The 26,783-nt window shown below is 44.7% G+C and carries 19 protein-coding genes and 1 tRNA gene; 7 read left to right on the top strand and 13 right to left on the bottom strand.

Annotated features, from left to right (window positions below; translation table 11 throughout):
- Positions 1-5: 5 nt before the first annotated feature.
- Both OCU50_RS01945 and tsaD read right to left on the bottom strand, forming a co-directional pair.
- A complete protein-coding gene (locus tag OCU50_RS01945; protein WP_060467131.1) occupies positions 6-821 on the bottom strand; it encodes an alpha/beta fold hydrolase in 816 nt (271 codons plus the stop codon).
- A gap of 98 nt (positions 822-919) precedes the next feature.
- Entirely contained in the window at positions 920-1,939 is a 1,020-nt protein-coding gene (gene tsaD, locus OCU50_RS01940) for a tRNA (adenosine(37)-N6)-threonylcarbamoyltransferase complex transferase subunit TsaD (protein ID WP_060467130.1), read from the bottom strand.
- 258 nt (positions 1,940-2,197) lie between these two features.
- Between tsaD and rpsU the strand changes: the two genes are divergently transcribed.
- From rpsU to OCU50_RS01910, 6 genes are all read left to right on the top strand, one after another.
- Entirely contained in the window at positions 2,198-2,413 is a 216-nt protein-coding gene (gene rpsU / locus OCU50_RS01935) for a 30S ribosomal protein S21 (protein ID WP_004396009.1), read from the top strand.
- Between the two features lie 25 nt (positions 2,414-2,438).
- Positions 2,439-2,882: a GatB/YqeY domain-containing protein gene (locus OCU50_RS01930; protein WP_017056000.1), complete on the top strand. Its 444-nt coding sequence runs from the start codon at positions 2,439-2,441 to the stop codon at positions 2,880-2,882.
- Positions 2,883-3,001: 119 nt separating this feature from the next.
- Positions 3,002-4,753 (top strand): DNA primase, encoded by a 1,752-nt coding sequence (gene dnaG / locus OCU50_RS01925; RefSeq protein ID WP_060467129.1) that lies wholly within the window; start codon positions 3,002-3,004, stop codon positions 4,751-4,753.
- 99 nt (positions 4,754-4,852) lie between these two features.
- Positions 4,853-6,694, top strand: a complete 1,842-nt coding sequence (gene rpoD / locus OCU50_RS01920) for an RNA polymerase sigma factor RpoD (protein ID WP_017055998.1) — start codon at positions 4,853-4,855, stop codon at positions 6,692-6,694.
- A 165-nt stretch (positions 6,695-6,859) separates the two neighbouring features.
- Positions 6,860-6,935, top strand: a tRNA-Ile gene (locus OCU50_RS01915).
- A 205-nt stretch (positions 6,936-7,140) separates the two neighbouring features.
- Positions 7,141-8,409, top strand: a complete 1,269-nt coding sequence (locus OCU50_RS01910) for an O-acetylhomoserine aminocarboxypropyltransferase/cysteine synthase family protein (protein WP_060467128.1) — start codon at positions 7,141-7,143, stop codon at positions 8,407-8,409.
- Between the two features lie 115 nt (positions 8,410-8,524).
- Here OCU50_RS01910 and glmS read toward each other — a convergent pair whose 3' ends face one another.
- Complete coding sequence (glmS, locus tag OCU50_RS01905; protein ID WP_060467127.1) at positions 8,525-10,357, bottom strand: glutamine--fructose-6-phosphate transaminase (isomerizing); 1,833 nt, start codon at positions 10,355-10,357, stop codon at positions 8,525-8,527.
- A 101-nt stretch (positions 10,358-10,458) separates the two neighbouring features.
- The gene (locus OCU50_RS01900) at positions 10,459-11,229 is read right to left on the bottom strand and encodes a DeoR/GlpR family DNA-binding transcription regulator (RefSeq protein ID WP_060467126.1); all 771 of its coding nucleotides are present in this window, start codon (positions 11,227-11,229) and stop codon (positions 10,459-10,461) included.
- Between the two features lie 429 nt (positions 11,230-11,658).
- Here OCU50_RS01900 and pykF point away from each other — a divergent pair, with 429 nt between their 5' ends.
- A complete protein-coding gene (gene pykF / locus OCU50_RS01895; RefSeq protein ID WP_060467125.1) occupies positions 11,659-13,071 on the top strand; it encodes a pyruvate kinase PykF in 1,413 nt (470 codons plus the stop codon).
- Between the two features lie 671 nt (positions 13,072-13,742).
- Here the strand turns inward: pykF and ilvN are convergent.
- The 9 genes from ilvN to OCU50_RS01850 all read right to left on the bottom strand — a co-directional run bounded on the left by ilvN (position 13,743) and on the right by OCU50_RS01850 (position 26,731).
- Positions 13,743-14,237, bottom strand: coding sequence for an acetolactate synthase small subunit (gene ilvN / locus OCU50_RS01890; protein WP_060467124.1), 495 nt, complete (start codon positions 14,235-14,237; stop codon positions 13,743-13,745).
- A gap of 1 nt (position 14,238) precedes the next feature.
- Complete coding sequence (locus OCU50_RS01885) at positions 14,239-15,978, bottom strand: acetolactate synthase 3 large subunit (protein ID WP_060467123.1); 1,740 nt, start codon at positions 15,976-15,978, stop codon at positions 14,239-14,241.
- 459 nt (positions 15,979-16,437) lie between these two features.
- Positions 16,438-18,246: an AMP-dependent synthetase/ligase gene (locus OCU50_RS01880; RefSeq protein ID WP_060467122.1), complete on the bottom strand. Its 1,809-nt coding sequence runs from the start codon at positions 18,244-18,246 to the stop codon at positions 16,438-16,440.
- Positions 18,247-18,480: 234 nt separating this feature from the next.
- Positions 18,481-19,440, bottom strand: a complete 960-nt coding sequence (gene leuO, locus OCU50_RS01875) for a transcriptional regulator LeuO (protein WP_060467121.1) — start codon at positions 19,438-19,440, stop codon at positions 18,481-18,483.
- A gap of 346 nt (positions 19,441-19,786) precedes the next feature.
- Positions 19,787-20,842 carry an MJ1255/VC2487 family glycosyltransferase gene (locus OCU50_RS01870; RefSeq protein ID WP_060467120.1) on the bottom strand — a complete coding sequence of 352 codons (1,056 nt, stop codon included), beginning with the start codon at positions 20,840-20,842 and terminating at the stop codon, positions 19,787-19,789.
- Between the two features lie 53 nt (positions 20,843-20,895).
- The gene (locus OCU50_RS01865; protein WP_060467119.1) at positions 20,896-21,420 is read right to left on the bottom strand and encodes a phosphatase PAP2 family protein; all 525 of its coding nucleotides are present in this window, start codon (positions 21,418-21,420) and stop codon (positions 20,896-20,898) included.
- A 210-nt stretch (positions 21,421-21,630) separates the two neighbouring features.
- A complete protein-coding gene (locus OCU50_RS01860) occupies positions 21,631-24,738 on the bottom strand; it encodes an efflux RND transporter permease subunit (protein ID WP_060467118.1) in 3,108 nt (1,035 codons plus the stop codon).
- Positions 24,735-26,072 carry an efflux RND transporter periplasmic adaptor subunit gene (locus tag OCU50_RS01855; RefSeq protein ID WP_060467117.1) on the bottom strand — a complete coding sequence of 446 codons (1,338 nt, stop codon included), beginning with the start codon at positions 26,070-26,072 and terminating at the stop codon, positions 24,735-24,737. The genes OCU50_RS01860 and OCU50_RS01855 overlap by 4 nt, the downstream gene beginning before the upstream one ends.
- Positions 26,072-26,731, bottom strand: coding sequence for a TetR/AcrR family transcriptional regulator (locus OCU50_RS01850; RefSeq protein WP_060467232.1), 660 nt, complete (start codon positions 26,729-26,731; stop codon positions 26,072-26,074). Before OCU50_RS01850 ends, OCU50_RS01855 begins: the two co-directional genes overlap by 1 nt.
- Positions 26,732-26,783 lie beyond the last annotated feature (52 nt).

Below are 26,783 nucleotides of genomic sequence, written 5' to 3'. Positions count from 1 at the left end.
ATAGCTTAAAGTAGGTGCTTGTCTAAAAAGCCTTTCAACATCTTATTCACAAACTCTGGTTGCTCTAGCGAGCTAATATGGCCAGCGTCAGGAATCACCACCAGTTCACTGCCAGTAATGCAATCGTGCATTAAGTAAGACTCAAGTACCGGACGCGGTTTATCTTCTTGTCCAACGGCAATCAAAACCGGCAGAGCAAAATTCTCTACTGCTTCAATCATATCTCGGCGACCAAACACCATGCGACCAACTCGTGCGACTTCTTCAGCTTGCTCACCCTCAAGAGCCGATAGCTGCTGAGTAAAGCCTGCAACCAAATCGGGGGTGTTTGTTTGAGCATCGTTAGCAAAGAACAATGGCACAACCGCTTCTACAATCGGTTGAGGCACCATCTTTGTTTGGGTGATGGTATCTAACATGTGGAAATATTTCGTGTGAGCCACTTCTGGTTCTAGACCAACGAAAGTATCCATTAGAACCAAAGACTTGATTCGCGCTGGTACTAGCTCCGCTAACTCGGCTCCCCACATGCCACCAACCGATAAGCCAACAACAGAGAACTCTTCGATGTCCAAATGATCCAGCAATGACAACACGTGCTGAGCGTAGTCCTTCAAGTTACGCATCGAGTTCGGTGCAGCTTGAGACTCACCATGAGACCAAAGCTCTGGCACAATACAACGGTACTGAGTTTTCAACGCCTCAATCTGTGGCTTCCACATCGCGCTATCCCAAAGGTAGCTATGGCCCAATACAACAACCGGGCCCTCACCTTCATCTAGGTAAGCCATCGATTGATTGTCTACAATGAACTGTTTCATTTTCTTCCCTAATATCTACTACGCATATCGTTCAAGTATATAAATCGACGATACATAAAAACGGCCGCACAAGGCGACCGCATGTCAAACACTCTGCTTTATTCAGCAATTGGCTCGAGTTGATCAATCGGCCAACGCGGTGTGGCGTGAACGGATAAATCGGCTGTTTCACCATTTTTCAGGCGTTGCATACCTGCGTAAGCAATCATGGCGCCGTTATCAGTGCAGAACTCAGTGCGTGGGTAGTACACCTCACCACCAACTTTTTGGGCCAGTGCTTCAAGCTCAACACGCAATTGTTTGTTGGCACTTACACCACCAGCAATCACTATACGTTTCATGCCCGTCTCTACCAAGGCACGCTTACATTTGATGACCAAGGTCGCACAAACCGCTTCTTGGAACGCGTAAGCAATGTCCGCACGAGTCTGATCATCATTGTCGTTGTCACGAATCGTATTCGCTGCAAAGGTTTTCAGACCAGAAAAACTCATGTCTAGGCCCGGGCGGTCTGTCATTGGACGAGGGAACTTAAAGCGACCTGGTGTGCCTTTTTCTGCGAGTCGAGATAACAACGGGCCACCAGGGTAATCTAAGCCCATCAGCTTAGCCGTTTTATCAAACGCTTCACCGGCAGCATCATCAATCGATTCACCAAGAATTCGATACTCACCGATGCCTTTCACTTCTACCATCATGGTATGACCGCCAGAAACCAGCAGAGCCACAAATGGGAATGGTGGCGGGTTATCTTCTAGCATAGGCGCAAGAAGATGACCTTCCATGTGGTGAACAGGCACCGCAGGCACACCCCAAGCGTAAGCAATACTGCGGCCAATGGTTGCACCTACAAGCAGTGCGCCAACCAAACCAGGGCCAGCCGTGTAAGCCACACCGTCAATATCTTTCGACGTTAGGTTCGCTTCCGCTAATGCTGCTTTAATCAGTGGAATGGTCTTTTTCACGTGGTCACGCGAAGCTAGCTCAGGCACCACACCACCATAATCGGCGTGCAGTTTTACTTGGCTGTATAGTTGATGAGAAAGCAGCCCTTGCTCATCATCATAAATCGCGATTCCTGTTTCATCACAAGAGGTTTCAATACCAATAATGCGCATAATTTTCTCGGCACGCTTTCATCTAAAATGGGAAATTAGCGCAATATTACCCTGCCTAAGCGCTTCAAACAAATATTGTACAGACTATAATCGACAAAGTGCTTTACAAAGCCACTGTGATCGGATTAAAATTCCGCACCATTTTTGATCAAGCTGGTTAATGGCCAAACGCGAATAGAGAGTTAGCTCGATGGGTAACTTCTCTGATTTGGTACTGAGTGGCCAGCGATAATGAATAACCCCTGAGGTGAAAGGCATATGCCAATAGTTAAAGTACGTGAAAACGAACCGTTCGACGTTGCACTACGTCGTTTCAAGCGCTCTTGTGAAAAAGCAGGTATCCTTTCTGAAGTTCGCCGTCGCGAGCATTACGAAAAGCCAACTACAGTTCGCAAACGCGCTAAAGCAGCAGCTCAAAAGCGTCACGCTAAGAAGCTAGCTCGCGAAAACGCACGTCGCGTTCGCCTGTACTAATAACTTAATCCATAAGGACTGAGTTATGGCTCTTATTGAACAACTCAAAGAAGAGCAAAAATTAGCGATGAAAGCCAAGGACAAACCGCGCCTTGGTACTATCCGCTTAGCTCTTTCAGCAATCAAGCAACGTGAAGTTGACGAACGGATCACTCTGAACGACGACGACATCCTTGCTGTATTAGTTAAAATGGTTAAGCAACGTCGCGATTCTGTTGCTCAATATGAATTAGCAAATCGTCAAGATCTTGCTGACGTGGAACAAGCAGAAATTGCTGTACTTGAAGGCTTTATGCCTCAACCGTTAACAGAAGAAGAAGTTATTGCACTACTTGATAGCGCAATCGCTGAAGCTCAACCAGCGGGCATGCAAGACATGGGTAAAGTAATGGCTATCTTGAAACCACAAATTCAAGGGCGTGCAGATATGGGTAAAGTGAGTGGTTTAGTTCGCTCTAAACTCGCTTAATCCCAAATCAAATTGCAACAAGCCGTGCAATCCTTCGGAACGCACGGCTTGTTTGTATCTATAACCTATTCACACTATTATGACCCACACTCTCAGTTAGTGCATTTTTCTAAGGTTTTATGGCAGGACACATCCCGCGTAGTTTCATCGATGACCTCCTAGCGCGTCTCGACATTGTCGACATTGTGGACGCACGCGTGAAACTTAAGAAAAAAGGCAAAAACTATGGTGCTTGTTGCCCATTTCACAACGAAAAGACTCCCTCTTTCAGCGTAAGCCAAGAAAAACAGTTTTATCACTGCTTTGGTTGTGGCGTGCATGGTAATGCCATCGACTTCATGATGGAGTTCGAACGCCTCGACTTTGTAGAGGCGATTGAAGAGCTTGCTTCATTTCTAGGCTTAGATGTTCCAAGGGAGCAACGCAGCGGCGAAATATCAACAACACCAAGAGCCAACAGCGAACAAAAACGTAACCTCTATGATTTGATGGGCGGCATCAGCCAGTTCTATCGCTCACAACTCAAAATATCAGCCAACAAACCTGCGATTGAATACCTAAAAAATCGTGGTCTGTCTGGCGAAATCGTCCAGAAGTTTGGCATTGGTTATGTGGCCGACGAGTGGGACTTGGTTCGTAAAAATTTTGGGCAGCAAAAAGAATCCCAAGACATGCTCGTCACTGGCGGCATGTTAATAGAGAACGATAAAGGCAACCGATACGACCGATTCCGTGGACGCGTGATGTTCCCGATTCGCGATCGTCGCGGCCGAGTAATCGGGTTTGGTGGTCGTGTTTTAGAAGATGGCACACCGAAATACCTAAACTCACCAGAAACGCCGATCTTCCATAAAGGTAAAGAGCTTTACGGCCTTTATGAAGTGTTACAAGCCTACCGTGAACCGCCGCAAGTACTTGTGGTTGAAGGTTACATGGATGTCGTCGCACTAGCGCAATATGGTGTTGATTACTCAGTCGCATCACTGGGCACCTCTACAACGGGTGATCACGTTCAAATGTTGTTCCGACAAACCAGTACCGTGGTTTGTTGTTACGATGGTGACCGAGCAGGCAAAGAAGCGGCGTGGCGTGCATTAGAAAACGCATTAGAGTATCTAAAAACAGGTAACACGCTGAAGTTTCTTTTTTTACCCGATGGTGAAGATCCAGACAGCTATATACGAGAACACGGCAAAGACGCTTTTGAACAACTGGTACAAAATGCGACACCACTCTCGACTTATTTGTTCGATAACCTTATCGAAATACATAAGCTAAACTTAGGAACGACAGAAGGAAAATCAGCACTGCGTGCACACGCTAGCGCCTTGATTAATAAAATTCCTGACAGTTACTTCCAAGAATTGCTCGAGAAATTGCTAGACGAACGAACTGGATTTGATAATCAATTGAGACGTGCTCGCGTTCATAACAAGAACCCGACACCTCAACCGCATAAAGAGCTCAAGCGCACTCCGATGCGTGAAGTTATCGCTTTGCTTATCCAAAATCCGAACTATGCTGATATGGTACCGGATTTATCAAGTGTCAAAGGCTTACAACTGCCGGGACTAAGTTTATTCGTCGAAGTACTTGATATCTGCCAAGTGAACCCCCATATCAGCACAGGCCAATTATTAGAAAATTGGCGAGAAAGCAAACATGAGGCTCTTCTGTCTCGTCTTGCGAGTTGGGAAATCCCCCTCGTTGAAGACAACCAAGAAGACATATTTTTAGATTCATTGGACAACATCCTTGCCCAGTGCGTTGAAAAACAAATTGAAAACCTGCAGGCCAAAGCAAGAAGTGTCGGTTTATCAGCCGAAGAAAAAAGGGAGCTGCTAGCTTTAATGCTAGATCTAAAAGCGTAACCCTGTTTGATTAGTCAGCATTTAATAAATTTGTTAACATAATTGGTTTGCATTTGAGAATGCAACGTCCTTCACCAGACCTGAAGTTGGATATCATCTATGGATCAAAATCCGCAGTCACAGCTTAAATTACTTGTTATTAAAGGCAAGGAACAAGGCTATCTGACCTACGCCGAAGTAAACGACCACCTACCTGCAGAAATCGTGGATTCTGAACAGGTAGAAGACATCATTCAAATGATTAACGACATGGGTATTAAGGTAGTAGAAACTGCACCTGATGCTGATGATCTAGCACTGAATGATGACGATGCCAATATAGATGAAGATGCAGCTGAAGCTGCTGCTGCTGCGCTTTCAAGCGTAGAAAGCGAGATTGGCCGTACTACAGACCCAGTTCGTATGTACATGCGTGAAATGGGTACCGTTGAACTACTGACTCGTGAAGGCGAAATCGACATTGCGAAACGTATTGAAGATGGTATCAATACGGTTCAACTATCTGTTGCTGAATACCCTGGCACCATTCCATACATCTTGGAACAGTTTGACCGCGTACAAGCAGAAGAGATTCGTTTAACAGACCTGATTAATGGCTTTGTTGACCCTGATGACGATGGCACTGCAGCGCCAACGGCAACACACATCGGTTCAGAGCTTGCTAAAACAGATCTGGAAGACGAAGACAAAGAAGACGCTGAAGACGACGAGGAAGAGGAAGAAGATACAGGTATCGATCCTGAACTTGCTCTTGAGAAGTTTACAGCACTTCGTACTAGCTATCAAAACCGTCAGCTAGCAATCAATGAATACGGCCACGAGAGCCCGAAAGCAACACTTGCAACAACAATGATGCAAGACGTATTCAAAGAATTCCGTCTGACGCCAAAACAGTTTGACTACCTAGTAAATGAACTTCGCACGTCAATGGATCGAGTACGTACTCAAGAACGCCTAATCATGCGTCAAACCGTTGAGTACGGCAAAATGCCGAAGAAATCTTTCATTGCCCTATTTACTGGTAATGAATCTAGCGAAGCATGGTTGGATGAAGTTCTTGCTTCAGACAAGCCATACGCTGAAAAGATCAAACGTAACGAGCACGACATCCGTCGTTCTATCCAAAAACTGGATATGATCGAGCGTGAAACGTCTCTAACGGTTCAAAGCATTAAAGATATCAGCCGTCGTATGTCTATCGGTGAAGCGAAAGCTCGTCGTGCGAAAAAAGAGATGGTTGAAGCAAACTTACGTCTAGTAATCTCGATTGCTAAGAAGTACACAAACCGTGGTCTACAATTCTTGGATCTAATCCAAGAAGGTAACATCGGCCTAATGAAAGCCGTAGATAAGTTTGAATACCGTCGTGGTTACAAATTCTCTACTTACGCTACGTGGTGGATCCGTCAAGCAATCACTCGTTCGATTGCTGACCAAGCTCGTACTATCCGTATTCCGGTTCACATGATCGAAACGATCAACAAACTAAACCGTATCTCTCGTCAAATGCTACAAGAGATGGGTCGTGAACCACTACCGGAAGAACTGGCTGAGCGCATGCAAATGCCTGAAGATAAGATTCGCAAAGTACTGAAAATCGCTAAAGAGCCAATCTCAATGGAGACACCAATCGGTGACGACGAAGATTCGCACCTAGGTGATTTCATCGAGGATACGACTCTTGAGCTACCTTTAGACTCTGCAACGGCAACAAGCCTACGCGGTGCAACGAAAGACGTTCTTGCGGGCCTAACTCCTCGTGAAGCAAAAGTACTGCGTATGCGTTTCGGTATCGACATGAACACTGACCACACTCTAGAAGAAGTGGGTAAGCAGTTCGACGTTACTCGTGAACGTATCCGTCAGATCGAAGCAAAAGCACTGCGTAAACTTCGTCACCCAAGCCGTTCAGAAACCCTGCGCAGCTTCCTAGACGAATAATCACACGCCTTAATGTGGTTAGCTTTTAAGCTTAAAATAGAAAAGGTGAGCGTTGGCTCACCTTTTTTGTGCCTGCGTGATTTAAGTGGCTAAGATGTAAGCGGAATTGGCCCCGATAGAGTCTAGACACCATTAAACGGTTCCCCTATAATCTATGCCCTATACGGCCCCTTAGCTCAGTGGTTAGAGCGCACGACTCATAATCGTTCGGTCCCCAGTTCAAATCTGGGAGGGGCCACCAAATTAGAAAAGCCAGAACAGTTCACACTGCTCTGGCTTTTTGCTTTTCTGGAACAGTCTAACTAGTGCTCCCAACACTTCCCGCAAATTGCTAATCACGCCGAACATAGTTCCAATTGACTCTCTGTGACTAAGCTTACTTTTCTTTTATAAAAAAATCGGCAATATGAGCGTACACAAATCGTTCACTCGTTCAGGGAAGACTCATGAAAGACGAAACACTCTCGATTCACTTCGGCTACGAAACCGATCCAACAACTAAATCAGTTGCAACTCCTATTTATCAAACCGTCGCGTATGAGTTCGATGATGCACAACACGGTGCCGACCTATTCAACCTTGCAGTGCCAGGTAATATCTACACTCGTATAATGAACCCGACCAATGATGTGCTGGAAAAACGCATGGCGGCCTTAGAAGGTGGGATTGCAGGCTTAGTCGTGAGTGCAGGCAGCGCGGCGATCAACTACGCGATTCAGACGTTAGCACAGATCGGTGACAACATTGTCTCAACGCCTCAGCTTTACGGCGGTACGTACACCCTGTTTGCACACATGCTGCCAAACCAAGGCATAGAAGTTCGCTTTGCCAAAGACGACAAACCAGAAAGCTTAGCGGCACTGATCGATGAAAAAACCAAAGCAGTTTACTGTGAGAGTATCGGTAACCCAGCTGGTAATATCATCGACTTAGAGCGTGTCGCTGAGCTTGCTCACGCACAGGGTGTACCTGTGATTGTTGATAATACAGTCGCGACTCCAGTGCTATGCAAGCCTATCGACTTTGGCGCTGATATCGTGGTGCACTCACTCACCAAATACGTTGGTGGTCACGGTACAACCTTAGGTGGTGTGATTGTCGACTCGGGTAAATTCCCATGGGCAGATCACAAAGATCGTTTCCCTGTATTTAACCAGCCAGAGCCTTCTTACCACGGTGTGGTGTATACCGAAGCCTTTGGTGAGGCCGCCTTTATTGGTCGCGCTCGAACCGTACCATTGCGTAATACAGGTTCAGCACTGTCACCAATGAATGCTTTCATGTTAATGCAAGGCTTGGAGACGTTGTCGTTACGTATGGATCGACACACAGAGAACGCATTGAAAGTGGCGGAATATCTCAAACAACATGAAAAAGTAAGTTGGGTAAGCTATGCCGGCCTGCCTAGTTCGGAATTCTATCCGCTTGCTGAAAAATACATGCAGGGTAAGCCATCGGCTATTTTATCTTTTGGCTTGAAAGACGGTTATGAAGCGGGAGTTCGCTTCTATGATGCGCTGCAAATCTTCAAGCGCCTAGTAAACATTGGCGATGCCAAGTCTCTTGCTTGCCACCCAGCTTCCACAACACACCGTCAACTAAGCGAAGCGGAACAAAAGCAAGCCGGTGTATCACCAGAAATGATTCGTCTTTCAGTAGGCATTGAGCACATCGAAGATATCTTGGCTGACCTAGAGCAGGCTCTTAACGCTTAATCAAGGTAGCGACACCAAGAGATTAAAGTGCCATGTTGCATGAAAAATAACAGGTACAAAAAAGCCCATCACAGGATGGGCTTCTTATTATCTATGTTTCTAGCTAAGCTTACGATTACTCAACGGTAACGGCTTTAGCAAGGTTACGAGGTTGGTCAACGTCGGTACCCTTGATTAATGCCACGTGGTAAGACAACAACTGCATCGGTACTGTGTAGTAGATAGGTGCTGTAACTTCATTTACGTGAGGCATCTTGATGATCTTCATGTTCTCATCGCTTTCAAAGCCAGCGTCTTGGTCTGCGAATACGTAAAGTAAACCGCCACGAGCACGTACTTCTTCAACGTTTGATTTCAGCTTCTCTAGCAAGTCGTTGCTTGGTGCAATGACCACTACTGGCATGTCTGCATCAATAAGCGCTAGAGGGCCGTGTTTAAGTTCACCTGCCGCGTAGGCTTCTGCGTGAATGTAAGAGATCTCTTTCAACTTAAGAGACGCTTCCATTGCGATTGGGTAAAACTCGCCACGACCTAGGAACAATGTGTGGTGCTTATCGGCAAAGTCAGGGGCTAGCGCCTCAATCTCTTTATCAAACGCCAATGCTTTCTCGATATCCGCAGGCAGTTGGTGCAGTGCTTGAACGATTTCCGCTTCTTTCTCTTGATTGATGCGACCTTGTAAACGACCAATTGAAGTGACCATCATCAGCATCGCTGCTAGTTGGGTAGTGAAAGCTTTAGTAGAAGCAACACCGATCTCCGTTCCTGCGCGAGTCATGAAGGCAAAGTCAGATTCGCGAACTAACGAAGAACCCGCAACGTTACAGATCGTCATTGCTGACATGTAACCTTTCTCTTTTGCAAGACGAAGGGCAGCAAGCGTATCAGCCGTTTCACCAGACTGAGACAGAGTGACGAGTAAGCTGTTCGGACGAACAACGAAATCACGGTAACGGAATTCAGAAGCAATCTCTACGTCACAGCTTACGCCCGCTAGAGATTCAAACCAGTAACGCGCAGCCATGCCTGAGTTATAAGACGTACCACATGCGATGATCTGAACATGTTCAACCTTGCTTAGGATCTCTTCAGCTTTAACACCAATTGCGTTAGTGGTAACCGAAGTTTCAGAGATACGACCTTCCATTGTGTTGATCAGCGCGGTTGGCTGTTCGAAGATCTCTTTTTGCATGAAGTGGCGGTATTGACCTTTATCACCAGCATCATGTTCAGCGTTTGATTCAACGATTTCACGCTCAACACGCTCGCCCGCTACATCAAATACCGTGACATCACGACGAGTCACCTCAGCAACATCACCTTCTTCTAGGTACATGAAACGGCGAGTGACGTTTAGTAGCGCCAGTTGATCAGAGGCTAGGAAGTTCTCACCGACACCAAAACCGATAACGATCGGGCTACCAGAACGAGCAACAACGATACGGCTAGGATCTTTACGATCAACCGCTACCGTGCCGTATGCCCCCTCTAACTGCTTTGCTGTTTTTTGCAACGCTTCAACGAGAGAAGCCGATGTACGAAGTTCCCACTCAACTAGGTGAGCGATAACTTCAGTATCGGTTTGTGAAGTAAATTCGTAACCACGTTCTTGTAGCATAGCGCGTAGTGCTTGATGGTTTTCGATAATGCCATTGTGCACAACAGCAATATCACCAGACATGTGTGGGTGAGCATTCGCTTCAGATGGTTCACCATGTGTCGCCCAACGTGTATGAGCGATCCCCGTACCACCCGTCACGTGTTGCTCTTCTACTGCATCGGCTAACTCTTGTACTTTACCAAGGCGGCGTACACGAGTTAAATTGGATTCATTATCAACCACAGCCACACCCGCGGAGTCATAACCTCGGTATTCTAGGCGACGTAAGCCTTCCACTAAAATCTCAGCTACATCACGCTGTGCTACTGCACCAACAATTCCACACATATTTTTACTCCATCAATTTTGTTTTATTCCTATTGGCAGCAAGCAAAGGCCATATCTTTATTAAGATCAATAATAGGAAGGTAAATACTTAAAATTTGTTTTTAAGCTGGATCGGTCAAGATCACTCGAACGTCATGTGATTCAATACATGCTTGGGATTCTTCGCCTAAGTCTGTATCGGTAATCAGAATGTCGATGTGTTCCCATGCCAGTTCTAAATTCGGGATCTTTCGCCCCACCTTTTCCGACTCAACCATCACAATGACTTCTCGTGACACTTCAGCCATAACTTTACTCAGGCCAACCAGTTCATTGAACGTAGTTGTGCCTCTATCTAGGTCAATACCATCAGCCCCGATAAACAGCTGGTCAAAATCGTAAGCTCGAAGTACAGACTCCGCGACTTTTCCTTGGAAAGAGTCCGAATGGGTATCCCAAGTACCACCCGTCATTAATAATGTCGGTTCACTTTCAAGTTCATTAAGCGCATTAGCAACGTGCAATGAATTGGTCATCACCACTAAACCACGCTTGCTATTGAGTTGCTGAATTAGGGCGCCAGTAGTGCTTCCGCTATCGATAACAATACGGTTATGGTCGCGAATTAAATCTGCAGCGGCTTTTGCTAATAAAACCTTTCGAGTCGAAACTTGTTGACCTAGCTCTTCGTTGACAACTTCTTTCGGAAGAGAAATCGCACCACCATAACGGCGTAAAAGCTGACCGTTTTTCTCTAAAGACGCAAGGTCCTTTCTAATAGTGACTTCTGAGGTTTCGAACTTAGCGGATAATTCATCAACACTAACCTCGCCTTTTTCGCTCACTAGGTTAGAAATCGCATGTCTTCTGAGCTGAGTGTTTCGTTTCGACATTAAATAAAAGCCACAAAGTTTCGATATGAAACATATTATAATTACAACGAAACCATTTAGTCCATTTATTTTGATCTAAAAAATTAATAAATAGAGATAAAACCTTGTCCTAAGACAATTGTTAAGCAGTGATATTGAACTCATTAGGTGGTAGAATCCGCACCCGAAAAGAAAAAAAATTACAGAACTGACCGTTATTTTTTTGCAACTTACCCCTGATATATTGGCGTAAGTCACAGAAACCCGATGTTGAATCAAAATCTTTTGGTCATAAAATGACTAAAATAGATGAAAGACTTACAACTCTGAAGACAATAGTGATAGTCCGAAACTTTTACTCAACAGGCACAAAATGTTGAGGTAGCGGACCAATCTTCAGAACTTAAATAAATTTCAAATTGTAACAATACTTACCGGAGAGTACCTTCCATGAAAAAGACCAAAATCGTATGTACGATTGGCCCTAAAACTGAATCTGTAGAGAAGCTAACTGAACTAGTAGATGCTGGCATGAACGTTATGCGTCTTAACTTCTCTCACGGTGATTTCGCAGAGCACGGCACTCGTATCGCGAACTTCCGTAAAGTAATGGAAAACAAAGGTGAGCAACTTGCTATCCTTCTAGATACTAAAGGTCCTGAAATCCGTACTATCAAACTTGAAGATGGTAACGACGTAGATCTAGTCGCTGGTCAAGAGTTCACTTTTACAACTGACGCAACAGTTGTTGGTAACAAAAACGTAGTAGCTGTAACTTACCTAGGTTTCGCTAAAGACCTAGCTGCAGGTAACACTATCCTTGTTGATGACGGCCTAATCGAAATGGAAGTTATCGCAACAACAGATACTGAAGTTAAGTGTAAAGTTCTTAACAACGGTGCTCTAGGCGAAAACAAAGGTGTTAACCTTCCTGGCGTTTCTGTTCAACTTCCTGCTCTTTCTGAGAAAGACAAAGCTGACCTTAAGTTTGGTTGTGAGCAAGGCGTCGACTTCGTTGCTGCTTCTTTCATCCGTAAAGAAGAAGACGTTAAAGAAATCCGTGAGCTGCTAAATGCTAACGGCGGCGAGAACATCCACATCATTTCTAAGATTGAAAACCAAGAAGGTGTCGATAACTTCGATTCAATCCTTGAAGCTTCTGACGGCATCATGGTTGCTCGTGGTGACCTAGGTGTTGAAATCCCAGCTGAAGAAGTCATCTTCGCTCAGAAGATGATGATCGAGAAGTGTAACCGTGCACGTAAGATGGTTATCACAGCAACTCAAATGCTTGACTCTATGATCAGCAACCCACGTCCAACTCGTGCAGAAGCGGGTGACGTTGCGAACGCAATCATGGATGGTACTGATGCAGTAATGCTTTCTGGTGAAACGGCTAAAGGTAAGTACCCAGTTGAAGCTGTTACTATCATGGCTCAAATCGCGAACCGCACTGATTCAGCGCTTAAAGCTGAGCTAGGTTCTCGTCTAGACAGCCCACGTCTACGCATCACTGAAGCAGTATGTAAAGGCGCGGTAGACACAGCAGAGAAGCTAGCAGCTCCTCTAATCGTTGTTGCAACTGAAGGCGGTAAATCTGCACGTTCAGTACGTAAGTACTTCCCAACTGCAAACATCCTTGCTCTAACAACGAACGAAAAGACAGCTGCACAGCTAGTTCTTACTAAAGGTGTTAAACCAGTTCTTGTTGACTCTATCGAGAACACAGACGCGTTCTACATCAACGGTAAAGAAATCGCTCTACAATCTGGCCTAGGTAACAAAGGCGACATCGTAGTAATGGTTTCTGGTGCTCTAGTCGCTTCTGGTACTACAAACACGGCATCGGTTCACGTTCTATAAGAATGAACCGATTCGCATAAAATATAAAAACGGAGCCTGATAGCTCCGTTTTTTTTGCATCCAGCATGACGACTGAACTACCACCCAAAAAACTCTTTATGATGTGTATTGAGCAGCACAACCATAGGTAAAAAATACAGTGCACTCAGTTGAAAGCCAAGTATGACTAATGTGCCTATGGTTAACCTCACTAAAAAATCGACAAACATACCACGCCTCTTTTAACCAGACAGTATGATCCTCAAACTCTTGCTCCAACTCACCTAATTCGACAGCTACCTTTCAAGTTATTGATAAGTCTAGCTAACCAGTTAAATTAAGTTACCGGTGTCGTCCTATTACATCTAATAAACACTCTAATTTGTTGCACCATTTAATAGGGTGCTATGTGAAGCAAGGTAGTTTCCTTATTTTTCAGTTTAGCTCAAATTATCGCCAACATTAGACTTTAGTCTAATCATACAAAAACCGTAGCCTATGGATAAGAACCCCGCCTAATAAAATATTTGGAGGCACAACTGGCTCTTACCTTAGAGGATGCTGAGAAGGGGGCAAGGTACATGGAATAGCAGTAGTACCTTGTTTTGTTCAGATGGAAAAGTGACAAAGTTGACAAAATAAAAGCCGCTTAAAAAAGCGGCTTTAACATTATCTCTTAAAATAAGTCTTGTTTATGCTTTTAACGCTCGCTCACCACGAGCGATGCCAACAACCCCACTGCGAGCCACTTCAAGTACTTCCGTTACTTCAGACAACGCCTGAATGAAAGCATCCAGCTTCTCACTGGTACCGGCCATTTGCACCGTATACTGCGAAGCCGTCACATCCACAATCTGGCCACGGAAAATATCCGCGGTACGTTTCACTTCTGCACGAGCAAAACCGCTCGCACGTACTTTTACCATCAATAATTCACGTTCGATATGCTCAAGCTCAGAGACTTCTTGTACCTTAAGTACGTCGATAAGCTTGTGCAGCTGTTTCTGAATCTGCTCTAGCTGCATTTCGTTCGAGTTAGTCGTTACGTTCAAGCGAGAAAGCGTTGGATCGTCAGTGGGAGATACGTTCAACGACTCGATGTTGTAGCCACGCTGAGAAAACAAGCCAACCACACGAGAAAGCGCACCGGGTTGGTTTTCCATTAATAGTGAAATGATGTGTCTCATATTATGTTCTCTCCGTTTTGCTTAGCCACATGTTATCCATACCCTCGCCTTTGATCTGCATTGGGTATACGTGCTCGGTATCATCAACACTGATATCGACAAATACCAAACGGTCTTTCATCGCCAGTGCTTTTTCCAAACCTGATTCCAGCTCATCCGGAGATGAAATGCGCATACCGACGTGGCCATATGCCTCTGCGATAGCAGCAAAATCAGGAACAGAGTCCATATATGAGTTAGAGTGACGACCTTGATAAACAATGTCTTGCCACTGTTTAACCATTCCTAAGAAACGGTTGTTCAAGTTAATAATCTTAACTGGGATATTGTATTGCAGCGCAGTCGACAGCTCTTGGATGTTCATTTGAATACTGCCGTCACCGGTTACGACCACCACTTCTTCTTCTGGCTTAGCAAACTTAACGCCCATCCCCGCAGGTAGACCAAAGCCCATCGTGCCTAGGCCGCCCGAGTTAATCCAACGGCGTGGTTTATTGAATGGGTAATACAATGCAGCAAACATTTGGTGTTGACCAACATCTGAAGCAACATACGCATCGCCATTGGTTACTTTATGAAGTGTTTCAATAACTTGCTGTGGCTTAATGCGCTCAGAAGATTTGTCATACGCTAAGCAATCACGTTCTTGCCATTGTTTTATTTCGCTCCACCAGCTTTCCATCGCTTGCGCGTCATTGGTTCCGCCTTGCTCAATAAGTAGGTTCACCATGCTCTCTAATACTTTCTCTGCTGAGCCTACAATCGGTAGATCCACTTTAACGTTCTTAGAGATAGAAGATGGGTCGATATCAATGTGCATGATCTTCGCATCAGGGCAGTACTTATCTAAGTTATTGGTAGTACGGTCATCGAAACGTACACCGATACCAAAGATCAAGTCGGCATTGTGCATCGCCATATTGGCTTCATACAAACCATGCATGCCCAGCATACCCAAAGAGTTCTCATGGGTACCCGGGAAAGCACCAAGCCCCATTAAAGTACTGACAACGGGTAAATTCAGAGCTTCTGCCAATTTTAACAATGGCTTATCTGCCTCAGAAATAACAGCACCACCACCGACATAAAGTACCGGTTTTTTCGCTTCAAGAAGTGCCTTCAATGCTTTCTTGATCTGTCCTTTGTGCCCAGTAAGCGTTGGATTGTACGAACGCATTTTGATGGTTTCTGGGTATTCATAAGGAAGTTTGATTTGTGGATTTAGGATATCTTTTGGCAAATCGATAACCACAGGACCGGGACGTCCTGTCGTTGAAATATAGAATGCTTTTTTAACGACGTCTGGAATGTCTTCCGCTTTCTTTACTAAAAAGCTGTGTTTAACAATCGGACGGGATACACCCACGATGTCACACTCTTGGAAGGCGTCGTTACCAATAAGGTTATTTGGTACGTTACCAGAAATAACGATCATTGGGATTGAGTCCATGTAGGCCGTTGCAATACCAGTAACGGTATTAGTTGCGCCAGGACCAGAACATACAAGTACTACACCGGGTTTACCGGTAGAACGAGTATAACCATCGGCCATATGGGTCGCGGCTTGTTCGTGTCGTACTAATACGTGTTTAATTTCAGCAGTTTTAGCATGCAGGGCATCATAGATATCAAGTACAGAACCACCTGGGTAACCAAAGATTTGTTCTACACCCTCTTCAATTAGAGACTGCACCACCATCTCAGCGCCGGATAACATGGCTGTTTCAGGTTTTGTTGTCATATTGCTCTCCTCACCAGTTTCCAATCACATTTGGTTAACATGTTGGGCTGGTTTTTCATAGTCTAGGGCTTATTCGTAGCCTAATTCGAAATACTTCCACTTTTTCGGCTATGTCTGTCTATCGTGATAACAACAAACAGTAATACGAAACAACTTTAACGCTTTATTATCATCGGGTCTAACCACTATTATTCGTCAACTGTGCCAAACAACCAACTATTAGCTGAAAACAACAAATAAAATCCAAACCAAGCTCAACAACCAGTTTAAAAAACTTATGGGTAATAAAAAAAAAGCACTTAATATTTAAAAAGATCGCTATTTATCGATAAATAACAGCCTTATTGATGTGCGCTTTCGCACATTATACTGAGTCTATAGATCCAAAAATCCCCCTAAAAATGCAATCACATTCGTAGGGGGATTTTTAAACAACTGAAACTTTATCTAAGTAGAAAACTACTTATCTTTCGGCTTTTCAGTGTACATTTCTTCGATTTCGTCTTGATACTTATCATTGATAACCTTACGACGCAATTTCTGAGTTGGCGTCAGCTCGCCATCATCCATAGAAAACGCTTTTGGCAGTAGTTTGAATTTCTTCACTTGCTCAAACTTAGCCAGTTCTTGTTGCAGGTCATTCACACGCTTCTCTAGCATCTCGACGATTTGGTGATGCTTAACCAGCTCAACGCGGTCGTGATATTTGATATTAAGCTCTTTGGCATACTCTTCTAGCGAGTCATAACAAGGGACAATCAATGCAGAAACGAATTTACGCGTGTCAGCAATAACAGCTATCTGTTCGATAAAGTGATCTTTACCAATCGCACCTTCAACCACTTGTGGGGCAATGTACTTACCGCCAGAGGTCTTCATCAACTCTTTAATGCGATCGGTAATGAACAGGTTACCGTTTTCATCAAAATGGCCCGCATCACCGGTTTTCAGGAAGCCGTGCTCGTCAAAAGTATTTGCTGTTTCTTCTGGCATTTTATAGTAACCGCGCATCACCATTGGTCCACGAACAAGAATCTCGTTCTTAGCACCAATTTTTACTTCTGCGCCCGGCATCGACATACCAATAGAGTCAGGGTTAAAGCAACGATCATCCCAACACGATACTGTCGCCGTGGTTTCTGTCATGCCGTAGCCAAGTTTTACGTTGATACCGATAGCATGGAAGAAGCGACCAATGGTTTCATCCAGCTTCGCACCGCCACATGGCATGAAATTGATGTTGCCACCTAGCAAGGCGCGTAGTTTCGATAGCACAAGCTTATCGGCTAGCGCATGACTCTTTTTAAGGAGCAACGATGGCGTGCGACCTTCTTGGTGACAAACAGAGAGCTTAGCCCCCATGTTCACCGCCCAAGTAAAGAGCACTTTACGGATAAACGGTGCTTTGGATACCTTCTCGTGAATCGCTGAAAAGATCTTCTCGTAGAAGCGAGGAACCGCAGACATAACCGTTGGTTTAACGTCGCTCAACGCATCACGAACTTGCATGGTGTCTTGCAGGTAACAGTTAGTTGCGCCTTTATAAAGGACATAAAAAGTCCAAGCACGCTCAAATACGTGTGATAAAGGTAAGAAACACAATGAGACATCGTCTTTCGTTAAACTAAGACGCTCATCGTGGCCTTCTAGTTGGTAGCCAATATTGGTGTAATCAAGCATTACGCCTTTTGGTTGGCCAGTGGTACCAGAGGTATAAATAAGGGTCAGCAAGTCGTCCATGCTTGCATCGGCAAGACGAGTATCAAGTTCAGCTTGCTGTGATTCTACACCACAAGCCATAAACTCTTTCCAAGAGACAGCAAAGCTGTGGTCTTGAAGGTCGATATCGTCAGACATAGCAACAACGACTTCGAGTTGTTCACATTCATCAAAGAGCTTCACTGCCGCATCAAACTGAACTTGTTCGCCAACAAATAAGATCTTCACATCCGCATTTTGGATAATGTAAGAAGACTGCGCCGCGGTATTGGTTGGATAAATCGGAACGGTCACAAGACGGGCTTGTAAAGAGGCAAAATCTGCCACTGTCCACTGAGGCATATTGTTTGAATAGATACCGATCTTATCTTGAACTCTCAGTCCTTGAGCCAATAGTGCTAATGAAAGCGTATCGATTTGTTGTCCAAACAGTTCCCAGCTAATACCTTGCCATACATTGTCTACTTTATGCTTCAAAGCTACACGGTTGCCGCCTTGGGCTACTTGGTCACGCAGTCTTTTTACGATATGAAAATCTAAATTGGCCATCTCTTTACCTTTGGCTTACACCTGTAAGCTTTTTTGAGCGCACAAGTGTACCTCTGATCATGGAAAAGGCAACTGATGAAGCTCAAAGTTATCAGTAATAGTACGTCTCACGCTAAGTTTTCTATCAACATAAGCTCTCTACTAACATAAGCCCTATCAACAAAAAATAGTAGGTACAAAAAAGCCCCAAGCCAGACCCCTAGCTTAGGGCTTATAAAACATAGGGATTAGTGTCTAGTTAAGTGCCACGACTTCGCCACAGATCATCATTAACTGATCTCGTAACCAAATGTGTCCTTTGTCCTTTTCACTTGATTCGTGCCAGCTTAGGAAGCCAGAAATCGCTGCGTTATTGAATGGGAAATCCAGGATCTGCAGCTGCTCTTTATTCGCTGCATGTTCAACCATCCAGCGCGGAGCAATCGTGACAAGTTCCGATTGACCAACAACGTATAGAACGTTACTCAAGCTCGTACCTTCGTAAAAAGGCATACAATTTAGGTCACGGTACGCTTGCTCTGAGAAGCTACGTTGGCCATGAATACGAGACAGTTTAGCGTGCTTTTCATTAAGTAACTCAGCCGCTGTTACTTCACCTTTAATACGAGGGTGAGAAACAGATGCAACAACAACCAACTCATCCTGGAAGATTTCAGTACTTGAGAAGCCCTGCTCATCAAAACGAGCGTAATCAATCACGAAGTCGATTTCTTGGTAACGCATACGCTCAGAGAGCTGACGATCAAATTCGGCATCCATGTGCAATTTAACACTAGGCGCTTGTCCATGGATTCTCGACATGATCTTAGGAGCAAAACGCATGTCACAAGGGCTGCAAATTGCCAGCTTAAACAAACGAGAAGACGATTCTGGAGAGAATACCGAGCTTGGTAATTCATTGCGCACTAACTGCAGCGCTTGGCGGATTGGGCCAAACAATTGACGAGCACGTTGAGTCGGTTGAATACCACGACCTTGACGCATGAATAGTTCGTCGTTAAACATCACTTTTAGGCGAGCAACCGCATTACTTACAGCAGGCTGAGACATTCCCAGATTATGAGCTGCACGCGTAATGTTTTGCTCTTGCATTACGGCATCAAATACAGTCAAAAGGTTTAAATCTACTCCACGAAGTGTGCTTTCCATTCTGTAGCTTGCAATTGCACTCATTGCGTCTTTTTTCTCTAACATTCAAATTGCCTCTGGTCAGTTCGACAGCGTTAAATTGGTAATGGTGTGGGAATAGATAACCACCAGTTCTTATATTTATCATATCGATATTTTTCGAATTACCACTACTATTAACCAATACATCTCGAGCTAACAACAAGATTGATAAAGAATAATTTTATTTTACCTCCGCAATTAAATAGTGCTTAAAAATCAAATAATTGAATAATTATAAAAAAACATAAAATGCTGTATTTATGAGTATCATTGCTACTTATTTAGCTGTTCTATCGTTTGGCTACATTTCACACCACCCATTGAAGTCATGAATTATTTAACCAGTACATTCAAAAACACCACTTATGAGTTAGGTGAGCGAGACATAACTAGGGAAGTCCACCTTGTCCCAAAGTTGTTTTCTTAAGTCATCTTGATGGGACCAATCTCCCGCCAATATCCATTCAACGAGCGCATTTGCGACATCTGGATAAGTAACCACTTCAGCCTGCTTTTCGCTGAGCCATTCACGTAAGATAGCGGCGTCTAAAAAACTCATTGTTTGAGCCAATCCAAGCGCCTCTAGCGTCGCCACATTGCTCTGTTGTTCGAACTGCCCTTCGAGCGGTTTAAGGAGCAATTTCTTACCCAACGTTAAAGCTTCAGATGGCAATTCAAATCCACCATTGGCTACCACACCAGAGCAGCGATTTAGGTCGAGCTGGAAGCCTGTGTGGCTGAGTGGTTTGAACTCAATATTTTCGATTCGGTTAGGCTCAATCACGCTCGGGTGGTAACAGACAAAATTGTGAGAAATGAATTTCATTAGTAATTCAGAGATCGCATCCCGATTCTCAAATGGCAAGTAGACCAAAGTGAAGTGTTGTTGATCTATCGTTTTTTCATGACGAGCTAGCGTGTGAACGATAGGTGGTAATATTGGCTGTTCAAAGTGATACCAATGCAGCCCAATGCTGTGCTCTGTTGGGGCGAAATGTCGGATCACGGAGTGTTCTAGCCAGTTTCCTCCTTCTTTTGGGACATCATAACGGAACGCATTCTGGTGACTTATTCCTATGCAAGGCACACCCTGTCTTTTTGCGGCCCAAGCGGTCACCGGCTCAAAATCGTTAAGCACTAAATCATACGATGTCAGATCGAGCTGATTAGTCTCACTGAGAAATCGCCAGATATTATTTTTCATCAATGTCTTGCCGTATTTAACCTTCCCCTGTTCACTGTAAAAAGTTAAACCATGGCGAGTTTGATAGTTTCCAAACGCTTCCATTGAGAAGTACTGACTCTCTTCACGCCCTGAAAAGAGAAAATCAACATCGATATTATGTTGACGAAAAGCCACTGCCATTGCTCGTGCGCGCGCAATATGACCATTGCCAGTACCTTGTACGCCATATAAGATTTTCATGAATCTTCCTTTAACTTGAACACTCAAACTCATCGTTGTTACCAACGAAATACTTACAAAATGAAGTTAATGGCGAGGCTGGTACAAGCAATACCTAAGGCTGCGCCAATTAATATATCCGTTAAAAAGTGCACACCAAGTAAGACTCGAGAACCAGCAATCGCGACAGCCCAGCTCAAGCTAAATAAGTATAGACTTGGATAAAAATGCCCAATTAAGGTCGCCATCACAAAAGCAGCTGCGGCATGCCCTGATGGCAGGCTGTACTTGTCTGACGGCACAATGTGAGAATGAAGTAACGAGGAAAATTCCGCTGGTCGACGTCGTTTCAGAGTATTTTTTGCTAGCCAATAGATAGGCAGTTCAATAGCAAAGGCCGCCAAGCCAACCATTAAAAACTGTCGTCCCGTATAGCCATCAGCCAGTAATGCAATCAGAGCGATGAAAACGTAAAGGTGTCCATCTCCAGTATGAGACACGGCTTTACTGAGTGTTGCATGTTGTCCGCTATAACGACTCTTTAAACAGAAAATAGAAAATGCCACATCCCAGCGGACAATAGGTTCGATAGTACGCATACGATCTCCTTAACAATCCTTATTCAGTTAAGGATCAAGTTATGCCTCACAAATGACAGTTAAGTGACGTTTTGAATGAACTAAAATGAAATTTTCCATGGTTGAGAAGTGGCTGATCCAGCCGTATCGGATGGCTTACTCATCTCTCATAAAAATAAAGCGACTCTAGGCCGCTTTATCATTTATTGCTTACTTTATGGCTTCAAAGCTCTATAGAGAAAGGGGTTCGTGCTTCTTAACCAAACCAAAGTCAGCCAATATCGAATAGGCCGCTGGGATCATAAACAGAACCAACAGGGTTGAAGCAAATATCCCGAATACGATAGAAATCACCAGAGGTTGAATAACCTGAGCCTGTAAGCTGGTTTCCGTTAATAGCGGTAGCAAACCGGCAGCGGTGGTCATAGACGTTAAAAATACCGCACGGAAACGTTCACGGCTGGCTTTAACAACCGAATCATGCACGCTATCCCCTTCATCGACATGGTGACGTATGTATTGCACCAACAAGATCGAATCATTGACCACGATCCCTGCGAGCGACACAAAGCCCATCATGCTTGGCATACTCAATGCATGACCTAACAACCAGTGACCAACAACAACACCAATGAACGCCAGTGGAATCGCCAACATCACGACCACAGGTTCCAAGTAGCTTCGGAACTGATAACTAAGAATCGCAAACACACCGAATAAGCCGAGTAAGAAGCCTTTGCCCATCGAAGCTCCAGTCTTAGCGGCATCTTTAGCTTCGCCTTCGAAATCAAAACGTAAGCCCGGGTATTTTTGAATCAGCTTAGCCGCTTCTTCTTTTTGGAACTGAGCCAAAATCGCGGAAGAGCTCGCCTTCTTATTATCTATGTCACCAAAGATACTGATGGTTCTCAGCCCATCAATACGTTGGATTCGCACATAGTTACGTTGAAAATCTAACGTTGCCAATGCCGCCAACGGGATTTGACTGCCATCAGCCGTGATGATTGGGAAATTAGCCAGTTGTTGTAAATCACCGGCTTGCTCTTTATCAAGACGCACTTCGATCGAGATATTCTCAACCCCAATTTGAATCTCATCTGCGGTCTGACCAAAGAAGGCAGCACGTAATTGGGAAGCAATCATCTGCCCATTCACGTTGTAGGTTTCAGCGCCCGGACGCAGCTTCACTAAGATCTCTTCTTTACCCATGCGCATGTCATCCAGCACGCCGTGCACGCCATCAAACTGATTGAGGTATTCCTGAATATCCAAAGAAGCCGATTTCAATGCACTTAGGTCATCATGTTTGGCGCGAATTTCAATCGAACGACCGCCCGGCCCCATAGTAGGCTGCTTGAACACCAATGAAATAGGATCGGCCAGATCACCAATATCCTCTCGCCACGCATCAATGAAGTCATCGATAACCGTGTTACGGCTCTCAGATCCACGTAAGTCTAAACGCACTGTGGCCAAGTGCGGGCCTGATTCATTAGCATCTGCGTTGGCATTGAATTGGCTGGTGATGTGCTCAACCAGTGTGTTGCCTTCTTCGACCTCTTCGCTCCACTGGGCGTTCAAACGTTCAGCAGACGCAATGATTTTGTCGACCACTCTCTCGGTTTGAGAGAGTGATGCGCCCGGCGGAAGAATGATACGTGCCTCGGCAATATCGCCATCCAACTCAGGGAAAGGCTGAAATTTCACAACCCCACCAGCAATCAAAGAGATAGATAAAAGCAATAAGGTAATCACCCCGCCCATAAAGGCGTAGCGGAATATCACGACCTTCTCGACCATGTTCATCAAAGTGGTATTACGGAAGTTCTCGAATTTCTCTAGCAGCACCACTTTGAAGCGCAGCGCTGGCTTATCATTTTTTTCTTTATGTAATGAATGAGATAAGTGGTTTGGCAGAATAAGAAAGGCTTCAATCAAGCTCAAGGAGAGCACCAAAATAAGCACTTGAGGTACGGCTTTAAGCACCGCGCCCATTTCCCCATCAAGGAATAGTAAACTACCGAAAATACAGACTGTGGTTAGGAAAGAAGACAACACACCGGGGAGCACTTTCTTAACGCCGTTGTATACCGCGTCATCAACGTTTTGTCCCCGCTCTAAATGGGAGGCGATCGATTCGGCTATTACTATGGCGTCATCCATCATAATACCGATCGCCATCAACAAGCCGACTAGAGACATGATGTTGATCGACAAGCCAAGATTGGCCATCAAAAACAAGCCTCCAAGGAAGGCTACCGGCAGGCCAGCCGCCACCCAGAACGAGTAGCGTAAACTGAAGAACAGCCACATAGTGGCAAACACTAGCACAATACCTTGCCAGCCATTGCGTACCATCATGGTTAAACGATCCCAAAGTACCGACGAGAGATCATTGGTCATTTGCAGTGTCACGCCATCAGGAGCAATCGCACTTTGATCTTCTACGAATCGCGTTACGTTTTCTTTAATTCGTAGCGCATCATCTTCTTTGTTCTTGCTGATCTTTAACAGAGCCGATGGTTTGCCATCAAATAACACTTTTTGCTCATCAAGTTCAAAGCGATCGGTTATCTTGGCAATATCTCGTAAACGGATCACTGAACCATTCGGCGCCGATCCAACCACAATGCTTTCCAGTTCAACAGGTGTAATTCGTCTTTCATCAAAACGAATCAGGAAGTTTTTATCTGGCGTTTCAACGTTACCACTAGGCAGTTTTACGTTTTGACGACCAATCTGATCGGCAATATCTCCAACACTCAAACCTAACTGACGAATGGCTTGGGTATCCAGTTCCACACGATATTGATGATCGGAAAAGCCACTGACTTCAACTAATGAAACGTCATAATCGAGCTTGATGGTGCGCTTTAGATCTTCCGCGTATGCCTTAAGTTCTGGCCATGAGGTTTCTGCAGTAATCGCGATATCAACAACCGGTTCGTTCCAATCCAACTCTTGTACGACTGGTGATTCAATCTCAGTAGGAAAGTCATTGATCGAGTTGATCTGAGTTTGCACGTCCACCAGCATTCGACCGATATCTGCTTTCTCATTCAACTTGAGGATTAAACGGGCACTGCCTTCGATCGCTTCACACTGAGTTTCTTCAATGTTAGCCAAGCCATCGACCGCGTCTTCCATTCTTACACACAAGCTCTCTTCTACTTCTTGTGGCGAAGCGCCGGGATAGACAATCGCCGCCATAATATAAGGTGGATCATACGCGGGGAAGGTTTCGCGCTTGATGGTGGACAAAGAAGCCAAACCCATGATCAGCAACCCAAGCATCAACAAATTAGCGGCGGTTGGGTGCCTAGAGAAGAACTTGATCATGAGACGCTCTCCTCAGTATCAGCGGAAAGGTCATCATCATTTGGACGAGACTCTTTCAATAACATACCTTCAATAGCAGGCAGAACATCATTAAGAATCAGCTTGTCTCCGGCTTGTAGCTCGCCACTCACAACCACTTGGTTGTCTCTGCGATACAGCACTTCAACACTCACCACTTGCAAACGTTGGCTGTCATCCATCAGATAAATCTTATCGCCATGCAAAGCACGCTCAGGTACAACCCAACTCAGGTTCGCCATACCTTCAATCTCCGCTTTGACGAACATACCATTCACTAATGGGGTGGCACTGCTTGGCTGTAGGGCTGAATAATCTTGATTGATTTCAAGAATGATCCCCGCTGTGGCTTGGTTTTCATCAACGGTTTCACTGATTCTTGCGACTTTCGCAGGCCAGCTCAGATTCAAGCTGCCACTATTCATCTGGATCGTCGCTTTAATCGGCACTTGGTAAGGGTTAGGAATGCCTGCTGCATCACGAGGGAACTGAGTAAAGCTTGAGGCTAAAGTTTGCATATCGTGAATAGAGAGTTGCGCCTCAACTTCCATAACGTAAATCCCGTGAGCAACAAACATCTCTTGCTGAAGATTAACCACTTGGTTTTGTTCAATATCAACCTGAGCGATTCGCATGGATCTCGGCAAAGTGATGGCCGTTTTATCCAAAGAACGTTGCGCCTCTTTCACTTTAGATACATTAACCTTAATCACCGCTTCCGCGACGCGCTTTTCATCTGGCATCAAAGCGATTTGGTTCTGTATATCTAACACCAACTTCTGTTGAGAGAGGGCGCTTTGTTGTTGTAGATCGACATCCGATTGCGAGGTAAGCCCTTTCTTACGAAGATCCTGTTTACGTTGCAGCTCTTTGTTACTGATCACTAAACGATTCTTTTCGATCTTAAGAGTCTGCTTAAGGTTGTCTTCTTCTTGATTCAACTTCGCGAGTGAGGTCTGGCTTGATTTAAGATCCGCTTCAGCTTGCACCAACTTTAACTCGTAATCCAAAGGGTCGATCTTTAGTACCTCAGTACCCGCTGCAATAATTTGGCCCTTTTCTAGATCAGGATGACGGTACACAATCTGCCCTGTCACCTCGGCAATCGCTTTCCATTCAACCTTAGGCACCACTCTGCCAAAGCCCACCGCCAACGGCGCGATCATCTGTTGTTCTAAGCTGACCGTTTCGACTAAACGAGCCCTATCTCCCGCGGGTTTAGTCGGCGGATCAAGCTTAAAATTAATCGCAACCACCAAACCAATAACACCAACTGCTAGTGCTGGAAAAAAGAGGAGTTTTTTACTTATTTTCATTATCTTGATTCCTGCAAGGGAGTAGCGCTAGATACATTGATAAAGCCTTCGGTCATCAATTGAATGTTGTGTTCAATTAAACGATTAAGAAAGGCTTCGTTAAGCTCAATACCGTGGATCGCTAACAAAGGTGGCGGTGCGATAAAAGGAAATACCATCAGGCTAATGTACGAAACGCGACACAGTTTTGGATCCATGTTCTTCTTCAATATGCCCTGCTCGACTAACTTTTCAAAGATGACATCTTGGGCTGGCTTAGCCACATCCTGAAATACTTTTTCTAACAACTCTCTTTGAACCTCAGAGGGAGGCATATTCATCACTTGGGCAATCAAGCGAGGAAACTTAGGCACCTTAACCATCTCTTTATAATAAGTTCGCATTAAATCAAGAAAATTCTCATGGCTGCTCTCTGTCACCAACTTCTGCATCTGTATTTGCATCGGACGTAGCGTTTCACGCAGCATCGCTTCAAACAATCCGGCTTTATTGCCAAAGTAGTAACGGATCATCGCAATGTTCACTCCAGCACGCTCTGCAATTAAACGTGTCGAGACTTTATCGTAAGGTTGAATAACGAACAGATCTCGAGCGTGCTCGATGAGTAGCTGCCTGACATCAAGGTTTTGTTGAGGTCGTCCTGCTTTACGCGCTGCCATCATTGAGACCTATCCTATTAATTAATCACACGATTAATTATAGGGATAAATC

Source organism: Vibrio toranzoniae (assembly GCF_024347655.1).
GTDB classification, from domain to species: domain Bacteria; phylum Pseudomonadota; class Gammaproteobacteria; order Enterobacterales; family Vibrionaceae; genus Vibrio; species Vibrio toranzoniae.
Note: the sequence above shows the minus strand (reverse complement) of the source record. Positions and strands in the feature narration are given on the sequence as shown.